Genomic DNA, 12,782 nt, shown 5'->3' with positions numbered 1-12,782 from the left:
TGTTAGTCGTCCAAGGGAAGCAGGTCCTCCTGGTCAGCCTTGGTTTCGGGCCTCTGGCGGATTTCCTCAAGCTTGGCTTTCATCTGTTCGCAAATGTCCGGATGCTGGGAGGCTACGTTGTCAAGTTCCTTCGGGTCTTTTTCCAGGTCAAAGAGGCTTCCTCCTTCCGGGGACTTGCTCATTTTTGCGGAGGCTCCGTTGATGCCGTCGCGAATGGCCACGCCGGCGGGAATGAATTTCCATTTGCCGTGGCGAATCGCCAATGCCTTGCCGGTGCTGTTGATGACATGGTAGTCACGCCCCTTGGCGGATTTGCCCAGAAGGGCGGGCATCACGTTTTCAGAGTCGCGGAAGGAATTGGCCTTGCCGGGGGCCAGCAGCTGTTCCAGGGAGGCCCCCAAATCCATTTGATTGAGCAGGGCTTTGCTCGTGGTTCCGGGTTTGATCACGCCGGGCCATTTGACGATAAACGGAATGCGGGAACCTCCTTCCAGAATGCTGTATTTGCCTGCGCGGAAGGGGCCGGCGGGGGAATGGGTGGCGTTGTCCCGGACGGCGAAATCCCTGTAGCCGTCATCCAGCACGGGACCGTTGTCGCTGGAGAAGATCACCAGGGCGTCTTTTTCCAGACCGGCCTGTTGCAGAGCCTCTGTAATGCGGCGCACACAGTCATCCAGTTCCACGGTCACGTCACCGCGCACGCCGTGCCGGCTCTTGCCCACAAAGCGTTTTTCCGGGCAGCGCGGCACGTGGATGTCATGCGTGGCGAACATCAGGAAAAACGGTTCCTTGGCTTTGGCGCTTTTTTGAATGTATTCAATGGCCTTATCCGTAATGATATCGGCGTTTTCCTCATCCTTCCACAAGGCGCTTCTGCCGCCCTTCATGAACCCGATGCGTCCGATCCCATTGATAATAGCCTGGTTGTGTCCGTGGCTCCACATGAGTTTGAGCTGGTCCTTATTATCCTTGCCATTGGGAAGCCCGGGGAAGTTGTGCTTGTAGGATACTTCAATGGGGTCGTTCGGGTCCAGGTTGCGGACATTGCCGTTTTCCAGAATCACGCAGGGAACGCGGTCGCCCGTAGCGGCGAAGATAAAGCTCTCGTCAAATCCGATTTCGTTCGGGCTGGGGGAGATATGTTTGTTCCAGTCAATCTTCTTCCCCTTTTCCCCCAGGCCCAGGTGCCATTTGCCTATCATGTAGGTTTTGTAGCCGTGGGATTGGAGCATCTTGGGCAGGGTGGGCTTCTTGGTATCGATAATGAGGGCGGCATCTCCCGGCAGGATGCCCGTGCCTTCCTTGCGCCACGGATATTCCCCTGTGAACAGGGCATAGCGGGAAGGGGTGCAGACGGATGTGGTGGAATAGGCGTCCGTGAAGCGGCAGCCCTGCTCGGCAAGCTTGTCGATGGCGGGGGTGGGAATTCCCTTGGCTCCATAGCAGCCTACGTCTCCATAGCCGAGGTCGTCAGCGTAAATCATGACGATGGCCTTGGGTGGCTTGACCGTTGGCGTGACTGCGGCCGGGCAGGCCGCTGCCGCCGCCATGGCAAGCATCAGGTGTAATGCGGATTTATTCATGTTGTCAGGTGTGTGTGATTATAATTTTCCGGAAAAGATGGTCGGAAGGATGCCGTTGTTTAAGCGTGGGCCGAACCTTCGGGGGGGTCCGGAGGCTGTTCGCCGGGATGTTCCGGCGGAAGCACGGGGTCCGTCATGGGGCGCATGCTGGCATTTTGCCAGATGTACCGCTTGTAAAGGACCTTGATGGCGGCTGTCAGGGGGACAGCCAGCAGGGCGCCGATCAAGCCGCCCAGGATGAGTGTCCAGATCAACACGGAAAACATGACCGTGAGCGGGTGGAGTTCCACGGAATCCCCCACGATTTTCGGCTGGATGATCCATCCGTCAAATTGGTTGACGGCCAGGAAGATGCCCGAAACAATCAGCACGTGCTGGAAATCCCCCCATGTGAACCAGGCCAGCAGCACCGCAGGGATAAAGGCGGTGATGATGCCCAGGTAGGGAACGATGCCCAGCACGCAGACCGCGGCGCCGATGGTGATGGCGTACGGCAGGCCTATCAGTTTCAGGCAGATGGCAATCAGAATGCCTTCAATGATGCTTACCAGCATTTGGCCGCGGAAGAAGGAAATCAGGTAGCCGTTGATTTCCTCCATGGTGTCCACCACGTCTTTTCTGAATTTGGAGACTTTCAGGGGCAGGATGCTGGGCCATTTCTCTTTGATTTTATCCGCCTCCAGCAGAAAGTAAAAAGCGAAAATGGGCGTGATCAGGATGCTGACCATGATTCCTATGGTGCTGTACAGGGCCCGTCCCCCGGAAGTGAGCCAGCTCATCAGCTTGTCCTGGTAAAAGGAGGAATTGATGGTCATGTAGGCTCCCAGCTTTTCCCGGGCGGTCCGGGCGTTTCTCAGGTCATGGACTTCCGCTTCCGTATAATGGCTGGCATTCAGTTCCCGCAGGCTGGTGCTGTAAACACTGTCAATGGTGCGGGAAATGAAGGGGATTTCAATGGTGGAGTCAATCAGTTCGGAGGTTTTGTCCCATAGCTCCATCCGGTTGTCGATCAGTTCATCCGTCTGCCTGATCAGGGGAGGGAGAATCGTGGCTCCAAAGCCTACCAGAACGGCCAGAGCCGCAAACATGACCGTGACTACGGCCCATGGACGGGAGAATTTGAGACGCACCAGCCAGGAAACGATGGGTTCCAGCAAATACGCCACGACGGCGGCAATCAGGATGGGCAGGAGCACCGGTTCCAGAAACCCCAGAAGTTCCACTACTTCAAAAATGACGAAGGCCGCAATGCCCAGCATCACCAGAATGGATACGCCTGTCAGGGCATGCCAGCAGGTTTTCTTCTGGAAGGGGGAGGGAATGGCGGGGGCGGCGGAAGTGTGGGTATTTTGATGTTGTTCGTTGTTCATGCCGGTGTAGAGAGATGGCTGGTTGCTGGCCCGGCTCAGGCAGCGGAGGCCTTGTCCGTTTTCCCGTCAGCTGCGGGAGAGGCTTCATCCGGAGTTTCTCCGGCCGTAGCCGGAGGCTGCTGGCCGTCTGCGGAGGGCTGGGTCTGTTCTTTTTTTTCCTGCTGCCTGACGTGGTTTTCGAATTCCTGTTCCGTAATGGCCTGGGGCGTGGGGTAATAATCCCCGGCAGGGGGCGCGGCCGGAACTTCCCATTGGATGCGCACCAGCCTGTTCCTGCGCTGGACCACCACGCTGGCCTGAGCCCCCCGCTGGGTGGTAACATATTCTACGAGGTCCGGATAGGGATTCTTTCTTCCATTGATGGAAATAAGCACATCTCCCGTCCTGAGGCCGGCGTCCCATGCGGGAGACCACTCTGCCACGTAAGCTTTCATGGGGCCGTTCCCGTTGCTGTCCTGGATAAAGGTGCCTCCCATCAGGTTGAAGGAGGCGGGGGCGGGCATCCGGTGGCTGGTGGAGCTGAAATAAAGGGCGTTCCCCGGGCCGTCCAGCCAGAACTGGCGTGCGGCCAGAGCGCCGTAGCCCAGGATGATGTCGATGTCATCGGGGATGCCCATCACTTCCGGGTTGGCGAAGCTTTCACAGAGCAGGATATTTTTTAATTCCAGTGGACCGAGCTGGAAGGAGCTTACATGCATGCATTCGTGGGCGTAAAAGCCGCCTGCGGCGGGGCTATAGCCGGAATAGACGCTGACGAACGCATCCGGGTAGGCCTGCTTAATGGCATTCCAGCGTTTTTTGGAGATGTAAACGGCGTGGGGGGCTCCCGTGTCCAGAATGATGCGCCTTCCGTGCCTGTCCGCGATTTGCGGATAGTCGGATCCGGGAATCAGGGAAAGCTTGTTCCAGCTTTTTATTCTGGAGGGAAGTTTATTGAAAAAACGGTGGGAGCGTTTGGGATAGTTGATGTTCCACACATATTTCCGGATGCATTCCCAGCCCAGCAAACCGTCATACGGGGCCTGGTCTGCCATTACTACGTCCTGTTTCCGGGAAATGGGTTCCCCGTCATCCTTCAGGGAAACGGGCACGTTGGCCGTGCGCATGGCGCCCCTGCCGCGCAGGCGTGCGCCGATGGATTCCACTGCCGGGGAGAAAAGCAGGGATGTCTGGACTGCTCCCGTGTCTACGCCCATCATTAATTGCGTTCCGGAGCTCCACGCCAGCGCCACGGGGGTGCCGTCCAGGGGATTGGCCGCGTCAATGGGCGGGGAGCTGCTGTCCTGGATAGGCCGGTGCGATACGCAGGAAACGCACAGCATGGTTGCCAGAAGCATGATGGAGGAACGGAACATAAAGTATTCCGTTCATAACAAACAGACCATAGGCTGGCAAGGTTTCCTTCCTGCTTACAGGGCTTTTTGACGGCATCAGAACGTAAAAACCGCTGCCTGCCGGAGGGTCGCTCATGCAGAAGCATGATATTCAAAATGCGGGCGCGTGCGTTTTTTGAGGCTCTATATCTATATCATGGACGGGAATTTTGCCGTCTGCCGCGTCCGGCGTTCCGTTCCAGCGAGGGGGCGGCTGCCTTCATTTTCCCCATGCTGTCCCCAAGGGAGGGCTGAAGCTGGAGCGCTCCCAAAAATCTTGATTTTCACAAGGAGCCGTATAGGGTAGCGGTGAGCCGCTATGACCACCCCTACGTTTGAAGATGCCGTGAGCCGTATCGTACGGAAGGATCCCCGTTTTGCGGAACGGGCATATTCTTTTCTGAAAGATGCGCTGGATTTTACCATGCAGCGCGTTGAAGAAAGGGAAAACGGCTCTCAGAGGCATGTCAGCGGGCAGGAACTGCTGGAAGGGTTCCGGGATTACGCCCTCGCCCAGTTCGGGCCCATGGCTTCCACCGTGATGAAGGAATGGGGGCTTAGGAACGGGAAGAATGTGGGGGAGATGGTTTTTTTACTGATTGAGGAAGACGTTTTTTCCAAACAGCCGGAGGATTCCCTGGATGATTTCAAGGGCTTCATGAGCTTCCGCAAGGCTTTTGAAGAGCCTTATGAATTTCAGGACCAGCCCAGTTGAACCGCCCGATACCGCCATGAACAAGGAACCCGATGTACGCTGGCCCGCTGAATGGGAGCCTCAGGATGCTGTCTGGCTGTCCTGGCCCCACCGCAGGGATTTATGGCAAGGGGGGCTGGACGAGTTGCAGCAGACTTATGGGAGCGTGGCCGCTGCCATTGCTCCGCATGCCCTTGTATGCGTGAATGCCGCAGCTCCCCTTCATCCCGGCGTCAGGCAGGCGATGCTGGCCTCCGGAATGAGTGAGGAGCAATTCCGCCTGTTCAACCACCCGACCAACGACGTATGGTGCCGGGACCACGGCCCCGTTTTCGTCCAGGATGTGAAGGACGGTTCCCTGATGCTGGCGGATTGGCAATTTAATGCGTGGGGCGGCAAATTTGCCCCGTGGGACCTGGACAACGGCGTTCCCGCCCTGATTGGGGCGGCGCTGGGGCTTCCCGTGCGCAGTTCTTCCCTGATTCTGGAAGGGGGGGCGATTGAGGGCAATGGGGACGGCTTGCTGGTGACGACGGAGTCCGTGCTGCTGAATCCCAACCGCAATCCGGATTGGAGCCGGGCCATGATTGAGGAGGAATTGAAGCGCATGCTGGGCGTCAGAGCCGTTTTCTGGCTCGGTTCCGGCATTGAAGGGGATGATACGGACGGCCATATTGACGACATGGTGCGTTTTGTGTGCCGGGATGCCGTAGTCTCCATCGTGGAAACGGATTCTTCCTCTCCCCATTACCGCGCTCTGGCGGAGAATAATGAACGCCTTCAGGATTTGAGATGCGTGGACGGTTCCGGGGTGGAGGTGATTCCCCTGCCGATGCCGGATCCCCTCCATGCGGAGGACTGGCGCCTGGATCAGCTCCCTGCCAGTTACGCCAATTTCCTCATTGTTAATGAGGCCGTCATTGTTCCCGTATTCAACCAGCCCCGGAATGACGATCGCGCCCTGGGCATTTTGCGTGAATGTTTCAGCGGAAAACAGGTAATAGGGGTGGATGCCCGCAAGCTGGTGCTGGAAGGCGGCGCCATCCACTGCATCACCCAGCAGCAGCCTCGGCCGGGGAAGGAGGGACTGTGAGCGGAGGGGAAGGAATAACGGTGGATGTGATTCTGCCGATGGAAAAGGCCGGCAGCGAGCGCGTGCGCCGCGCTGCCGTGGCGCGGAAGCTGGGTATTTCCCCCTCCCGTATCAAAGATGTGCGGCTGGTGAAGGAGTCCATTGACTCCCGGCAGAAAAAAATTCTCTTCCAGCTTCGGCTGCTGGTCGGGGTGGATAGCCCGCTGCCGCCGGAACGTCTTCCCTCCCGGGATTATCCGTCCGTCCGTCCCGGCTCCCCCGTGGCGCTGATCGTTGGATTCGGACCGGCCGGGATGTTCGCCGCGCTCCGCTGTTTGGAACTGGGTATGAAGCCTGTGGTTCTGGAACGGGGGAAGGATGTTTCCTCCCGCCGGTTTGACCTGGCTCCCATCCTGCGCCGCGGCACGGTGATGGAGGATTCCAATTACTGTTTTGGAGAGGGAGGGGCAGGCACGTTTTCCGACGGGAAGCTGTTTACGCGCGCCACCAAGAGAGGCCCCGTCCGGGAGGTTTACGAGATTTTTGTAGCCCACGGAGCGCCCAGGGAAATTTTAACGGACGCCCACCCGCATATCGGCTCCAATCTGTTGCCCAATGTTGTCAAAGCCATCAGGGAATCCATCCTTCGCGCGGGCGGGGAAATTCATTTCAATGCCCGTGTGGAGCATCTGCTCCGTTCTGCGGACGGCCGCCGCATACGCGGCGTGGCCTGCGCGGATGGCCGGGAATTTGCGGCGGATTCCGTTTTGCTGGCTACCGGGCACAGTGCCCGGGACGTGTACCGCATGATGCTGGCGGAGAGGCTGGCTCTGGAACAGAAATCCTTTGCCGTGGGTGTGCGCATTGAGCATCCCCAGGCGTTTGTTGATGCGCGCCAGTACCACCTGAATCCGGAGCAGAGGCGCCCGGAGCAGCTTCCGGCAGCCCGTTATTCCGTGACGACCACCATCCAGGACCGCGGCGTCCATTCCTTCTGCATGTGTCCCGGCGGCTTCATCGTGCCCGCCGCCACGGAGAACGATGAGGTAGTGGTCAACGGCATGTCTCTGGCCCGGAGGGATTCTCCATTTGCCAATGCCGGTTTTGTAGTCAGCGTGCATACGGAAGATACGGAACCGTTTTGCAGGGAACACGGGGTGCTGGCGGGCGTGGCGTACCAGAAAGCGCTGGAGACGGCTTCCTGCCGTGCCGGAGGAGGCATGCAGAAAGCCCCGGCCCAGAAGGTGGAGGATTTTCTGAAAGGGCGCGTTTCTTCTTCCCTGCTGCCTACCAGCTATCATCCCGGCATCGTATCCCATCCCCTTCATGAATTGCTCCCGGAAGGGATTGTCTGGCGCATGCGGGAGGGGCTGCGGCAGTTTGACCGTAAATGGCGGGGATTCGCCGGAGCGGACGCCCAGCTCATTGGCTGTGAGACGCGCACCAGCTCCCCCGTGCGCATTCCAAGGGACCCCGCCACGCTGGAGCATCCCGGTCTGGAGGGCCTGTACCCATGCGGCGAAGGGGCGGGTTACGCCGGCGGCATTGTTTCCGCCGCCCTGGACGGACGCCGTTGTGCGGAGGCCATGGCGCAGCAGGCGACCCGCTAGGTTTTTTCAAGCGTCCGGCCGCCGGAGCGATGCAGTTTTTCTGCGTTTCTGGATGAAGATACGCCCCTGCGAGCCTTGTTATGCCGGAACCGGATGCCATCAAGCCGGGAATGGGGGCAGGCTTGTTTTTCCCGGGAAGGAAAGACAGTCCGCCGTGGCGGCGGCCGTCAATGCTGCGGGATGCGGCGGAAGGGAAGAATATTGTTGACCCTGCGCAAAAGATTCCTGTAACGTGGTTCCATGTCAAATCTGTTCCGGTGGGGAATTCTCCCTGCGTTTTTGATGACTTTTTCCGGCATGTCCCAGGATATAGCGGCGCCCTCCATGGCTAATGTGGATTTGGAAATGGAGGATGAAAAGAAAATAGCGGCGTACAGGGAGGCCATGGCCAGGCATTTGCAGCTGGGCATTATTTGGATGTGCATTGTGGAGTTGGAGGAAAAGGATAATCGTGCGGTGCTGGTGGCCACGCTGAAATATATTCAATCTCCCGAATGGGCTGGGATTCTGGATAAATGCCCTTCCGATTACCGCGCCATGCATCTGAAGATGATTAGGGAGTCCGGGAAATTGCTGGAACGGGTGGAAAGAGAGAAGATGACTGCCGATGAAATTCAGAACGCTTACGGAAAGTACGGAGGCCAATACATGAAAATGGGGGGGAGCATTCTGGAAAAATATCGGCTGGAGAATTGTTCCGTACAGTTTTCTTTATACCTGATGCGGGAAACGGAAGGATTGGATGATAAGGAAAGGTTGAAGGCTCTTTACCGTATCAGGAAGGATATCCTCTCCGGAAAACTGAAGGTTCCCGGAGAGGGCGGAGGGATGGGCGAATCTGGGTTGGAGGAATGACCGGGATGCCGGGCCAATTTCCCGGAACGGTTCCGGAACTCCTGTGTTTCCTTTCTCCCGTTGTCCATTTCCACCCGGGGCCTTCCTTTTTTTGCAGGTTAAGTCTTGCCAGGGCAGGGGGCTTGGGGGCATAATCTGCAAGTTTCACAACCGCACACACAGCCATGAAAGTCATCGTCATCTACGGCAGCCCGAATGATAAGCCCTTTATGGAACCGGCCCGCGAGTATTTTGCTCAGGAGAATGTTCCTTATGAAGAAACCGTTCTGTCCGCCCACCGCGACCTTCCGGAGCTGATCAGGTTCCTGGGGGATTTGGAAGCCAGCGGAGAAAAAGCGGTTATCCTGGCTGTGGCCGGCCTGTCCGCCGCCCTTCCCGGCGTGGTGGTGATGAGCTGTTCCCTCCCGGTTATCGGCGTGCCGGTCCCCGGAGGCCCCCTGAACGGCATTGACGCCCTGCTGGCGATTGCCCAGTGTCCCGGCGGCGTGCCCTGCACTACGGTTGGCTTGCATAAGAAAACCCCCGTCAATGCCGCCATGGCCGCCCACCGCATTTTAAAACTGGCGGGGCTGTAACGTGAACTTTTTCCCCCATCCGGCAAATGACTCCTCCTTCACAGGAAATCGTATTGGACGGTCCGGGAATTTCCCGTGCGCTTGAGCGCATGGCCCACGGCATTGTGGCCCGTTTCCCCGGAGAACCTCTCGCCATCGTCGGCCTGCTCAGCCAGGGGGATGTGATTGCCCGGCGTCTGGTGGACAAGGTAAAGGAGCTGGGAGTGGAAGCCCAGTACGGCTCTATTGATATTTCCCTGTACCGGGATGACATCTTCAAGCTGGAAGCCCGGCCTTCCCTCCGTTCCTCCAATTTGCCGTTTTCCACGGATGACATGAGGGTCGTGCTGGTGGACGACGTCCTTTATACGGGGCGCACCATACGTGCAGCCCTGAACGCCCTTTTCGACTACGGCCGTCCAGCCCGTATTGAACTGGCGTGCCTGATTGACCGCGGCGGGCGGGAAGTTCCCATCCAGCCGGATTATACGGGGCACGTGCTGGACCATGCCGGAGCCAAGGTCATCGTAAGCATGAAGGAGGCTGACGGCGAGGACAGCGTGGTCATTCCCTCCCACTGAAAATTTCCCAATCCATTCTCCGTTTCCCATGAATCATCCCCGCAAGGATCTTCTTAATATCTCCTCATTGACTGACGAGGAAATTCACACGCTGCTGGATTCGGCCGGCCCGATGAAGGAGCTTTTTACCAAAAGCGTCAAAAAGGTGCCCGCCCTGAAAGGCAAGTCCGTTCTGACGCTTTTTTATGAACCCAGCACCCGCACCCGTTCCTCTTTTGAGGTAGCGGCGGAACGCCTGTCTGCGGACGTGACCAATTTCACGGTGTCCACCTCTTCCGTGGTGAAAGGGGAATCCGTACAGGACACGATCGCCACGCTCCAGGCCATGAAAGTGGATTATGTAATCGTGCGCCATTACAACAGCGGCTTGCCGAACGTGATTGCGCGCCATACCTGCGCCAGTGTGGTGAACGCCGGGGACGGAGCCCACGCCCATCCCTCTCAGGCGCTGCTGGATTCCTTTACCATCCGGGAGGTGTTTCCGGATGTGAGGGGAAAGCGCGTTCTGATTGTGGGGGACATCCTGCATTCCCGCGTGGCCCGTTCCACCTCCCTGCTGATGAAGAGGCTGGGGATGGAGGTCGCCTTCCTGGGGCCGGGTTCCCTGGTGCCGCGTACCGAACATTCCGGCATTCCCCGTTTTTCCGATTTCAATGAGGCGTTTGCCTGGAAGCCGGACGTAATTTACCTGCTGCGCGTTCAAAAAGAGCGGCAGGACGCCCCTTTCTTCCCCAGCGCCCGGGAGTACAACAAGATTTACGGCGTCACGGAAGAACGCCTGAAGCGCATTTCCGGTGAAGGCCTGTACATCATGCATCCGGGGCCGGTCAACCGCGGCGTGGAAATCTGTGACCTGGCGATGGACTATGAGCGCTGCCTGATCAACCGCCAGGTGGAAAACGGCATCGCCTGCCGCATGTCCATCCTTTACCATCTCACTCCGCAAACCCAGCACTGATTGTTCATGAAAACTTCCGTACTTATTCGCAACGCCCGGCTGACGGACGGTTCCGCCCCGGCGGACCTTCTGGTTTCCGGGGGGGTGATTACAGCGAAAGCTCCTGCCGGAACGCTTTTGGAGAGCGCCGCGGAAAAGGCGCTGGATGCTTCCGGGAAGCTTGTTCTGCCCGGCCTGTTCGACATCCATGCCCATTTGTGCCAGCCCGGCCGGGAGGACAAGGAACGTGTGGCTACGGCTACCGCCGCCGCCCTGCATGGAGGAGTGACCGGACTGATGGCGATGCCGGATACCGAACCCGTGATGGACAATGCCGCCCAGATTACCACGTTCATGGAAATATGCCGGACGGATGCTCTGGTGGAGGTTATCCCCTCCGGGTGCCTGACCAAGGGGGACGGCGGGGAAGAGCAGGCCTCCTACGACTCCCTGCGCGCCAAGGGCGTCCGTTTCATCACGGACGGGGACCGTGCGCCGGACAACATGCTGCTGCTGTACCGCGCCATGCAGTACGCCAGCAATTTGAACCTTACTTTCGCCCTGCGCGGAGACGTGCCGTCCCTGACGGCCAGGGCGGCCATGCACCCGGGCACTACTTCCTACCGTCTGGGGTTGATGGGCTCCCCCTCCTGTGCGGAGGAAATAGGGCTGGAAACCATCATCCGCCTTTCCGTGGATACGGGCAACTCCCTGCATGTGCAGACCGTCTCTACGGCCGGCAGCGTGGATATCCTGCGCCGCTGCAAGCAGAAAACCGCCGGGTTGAGCGCGGAAGCGGCGCTTCACCATCTCCTGTTCACGCATGAGGACGTGGGCCGGTACGATACCTGCTACAAGACGCTGCCGCCCCTGCGCGACCAGTCGGATGTGGATGCCCTGATTGCCGCCGTGAATGACGGCACCATTGACTGCATTGTTTCCGATCACACGCCCTGCACGCCGTTTTCCAAACTTCAGGATTTCGTTGTCGCCCCGCAGGGCATGATTGCGCTGGATACGTTCCTGCCCGCTATTTACCAGTATCTGGTGGAACCTGGAAAAATGTCCTGGCAGACGGTGGTGCGCGCCTGCAGCGATGCTCCCCGCAGGCTGATGGGGCTGGCCCCCGTCTCCCTGGAAGAAGGGGCTCCGGCCAATCTGGTGGTGTTTGACCCGGAAGGAGAAACGCCCGTCACGGATGAAACGCTCCGCAGCCGCGCCCGCAACACTCCATTCCTGGGCAAGACCTTGAAGGGAAAAGTGGATGCCGTGGTGTTCGGAGAACAGCTCCACCGCTTCTGATGAAAGCGTCACGGAGAAAGGCCGGCAGCTATTAATTATTAACTATCAGTCTCCGCTTGCAGCCCGTCGCCCGCGTCAGCACGTGTTATCCGGACAAATTCGGTGCGCCGCGCCAGAGCGGCCTGGTTCCGGATGCGCGGGCGCGGCTGGTATTTGAGCCGCCGTTCCGCCATCCGGATGCCGTTCGTGGTCTGGAAGGGTTTTCCCATCTGTGGCTGGTCTGGGTGTTCAGTGAAAACGTGGATAAGGGGTGGAGCCCTACGGTCCGGCCTCCGCGGCTGGGGGGCAATGTGCGCATGGGGGTGTTCGCCACGCGTGCGCCGTTCCGTCCCAATCCCATCGGGTTGTCTGCCGTCAGGCTGGAACGGGTGGAATTGCATCCTCTGGACGGCCCGGTATTGCATCTTTCCGGCGTGGATTTGGTGGATGGCACCCCCATTCTGGATATCAAGCCCTATGTTCCTCTGGCGGACTGCATTCCGGAGGCGTCGGAAGGGTTTACGGCTGTCCCCTATGAACGGCTGGATGTGGAAATTCCCGAATCTTTTGGCGATTCCATGTCTCCGGAAGAGAGGAGTGCACTGGAAGATACGCTGTCCCTGGATCCCCGTCCCCAGTATCAGGATGATCCGGAACGGGTTTACGGCCTTTTGTTCTCTGGCTGGGAGGTGAAATTCAAGGTAGAGGGAAAGCGGCTGTGCGTATTGTCCCTGGAAAGGAGGCGAAGCGGTTCCGGCCTTTGATTTATTTTTACTGGTGAGGCCAACGTGTTTTTCACGCGCTCTGTCATTCTGATTCCGCTTGACTTGCGTCCGGATAAAGAGTACCTATCGGTACATTTTTGAAGCATG

General features: G+C 58.4%; 12 protein-coding genes. 9 read left to right on the top strand and 3 right to left on the bottom strand.

Annotated elements, in window-relative coordinates; translation table 11 throughout:
* Window positions 1-2: 2 nt before the first annotated feature.
* The 3 genes from AMUC_RS00700 to AMUC_RS00690 are packed head-to-tail and all read right to left on the bottom strand — an operon-like array spanning window position 3 to window position 4,308.
* Window positions 3-1,583: a sulfatase family protein gene (locus tag AMUC_RS00700; protein ID WP_012419181.1), complete on the bottom strand. Its 1,581-nt coding sequence runs from the start codon at window positions 1,581-1,583 to the stop codon at window positions 3-5.
* Between the two features lie 59 nt (window positions 1,584-1,642).
* Window positions 1,643-2,953, bottom strand: a complete 1,311-nt coding sequence (locus AMUC_RS00695) for an AI-2E family transporter (protein ID WP_012419180.1) — start codon at window positions 2,951-2,953, stop codon at window positions 1,643-1,645.
* A 35-nt stretch (window positions 2,954-2,988) separates the two neighbouring features.
* Window positions 2,989-4,308 (bottom strand): PDZ domain-containing protein, encoded by a 1,320-nt coding sequence (locus AMUC_RS00690; protein ID WP_012419179.1) that lies wholly within the window; start codon window positions 4,306-4,308, stop codon window positions 2,989-2,991.
* A 337-nt stretch (window positions 4,309-4,645) separates the two neighbouring features.
* Here AMUC_RS00690 and AMUC_RS00685 point away from each other — a divergent pair, with 337 nt between their 5' ends.
* From AMUC_RS00685 to tsaA, 9 genes are all read left to right on the top strand, one after another.
* Window positions 4,646-5,041: a Minf_1886 family protein gene (locus AMUC_RS00685; protein WP_012419178.1), complete on the top strand. Its 396-nt coding sequence runs from the start codon at window positions 4,646-4,648 to the stop codon at window positions 5,039-5,041.
* A 16-nt stretch (window positions 5,042-5,057) separates the two neighbouring features.
* Window positions 5,058-6,113, top strand: a complete 1,056-nt coding sequence (locus AMUC_RS00680) for an agmatine deiminase family protein (protein ID WP_012419177.1) — start codon at window positions 5,058-5,060, stop codon at window positions 6,111-6,113.
* Between the two features lie 38 nt (window positions 6,114-6,151).
* Window positions 6,152-7,702, top strand: a complete 1,551-nt coding sequence (locus tag AMUC_RS00675; protein ID WP_042448535.1) for an NAD(P)/FAD-dependent oxidoreductase — start codon at window positions 6,152-6,154, stop codon at window positions 7,700-7,702.
* Between the two features lie 297 nt (window positions 7,703-7,999).
* The gene (locus AMUC_RS00665) at window positions 8,000-8,557 is read left to right on the top strand and encodes a hypothetical protein (RefSeq protein WP_143245890.1); all 558 of its coding nucleotides are present in this window, start codon (window positions 8,000-8,002) and stop codon (window positions 8,555-8,557) included.
* A 164-nt stretch (window positions 8,558-8,721) separates the two neighbouring features.
* Window positions 8,722-9,132, top strand: a complete 411-nt coding sequence (locus AMUC_RS00660; protein ID WP_012419174.1) for an AIR carboxylase family protein — start codon at window positions 8,722-8,724, stop codon at window positions 9,130-9,132.
* Between the two features lie 26 nt (window positions 9,133-9,158).
* Window positions 9,159-9,692: a bifunctional pyr operon transcriptional regulator/uracil phosphoribosyltransferase PyrR gene (gene pyrR, locus AMUC_RS00655; protein ID WP_012419173.1), complete on the top strand. Its 534-nt coding sequence runs from the start codon at window positions 9,159-9,161 to the stop codon at window positions 9,690-9,692.
* Window positions 9,693-9,720: 28 nt separating this feature from the next.
* Window positions 9,721-10,650: an aspartate carbamoyltransferase catalytic subunit gene (locus AMUC_RS00650; protein WP_012419172.1), complete on the top strand. Its 930-nt coding sequence runs from the start codon at window positions 9,721-9,723 to the stop codon at window positions 10,648-10,650.
* Window positions 10,651-10,656: 6 nt separating this feature from the next.
* On the top strand, window positions 10,657-11,931 hold the full coding sequence (locus AMUC_RS00645) for a dihydroorotase (RefSeq protein ID WP_012419171.1): 1,275 nt from the start codon (window positions 10,657-10,659) through the stop codon (window positions 11,929-11,931).
* Between the two features lie 56 nt (window positions 11,932-11,987).
* On the top strand, window positions 11,988-12,674 hold the full coding sequence (tsaA, locus tag AMUC_RS00640; RefSeq protein WP_012419170.1) for a tRNA (N6-threonylcarbamoyladenosine(37)-N6)-methyltransferase TrmO: 687 nt from the start codon (window positions 11,988-11,990) through the stop codon (window positions 12,672-12,674).
* Window positions 12,675-12,782: the final 108 nt, after the last annotated feature.

This window comes from Akkermansia muciniphila ATCC BAA-835 (assembly GCF_000020225.1).
Taxonomy (GTDB): domain Bacteria; phylum Verrucomicrobiota; class Verrucomicrobiia; order Verrucomicrobiales; family Akkermansiaceae; genus Akkermansia; species Akkermansia muciniphila.
Note: the sequence above shows the minus strand (reverse complement) of the source record. Positions and strands in the feature narration are given on the sequence as shown.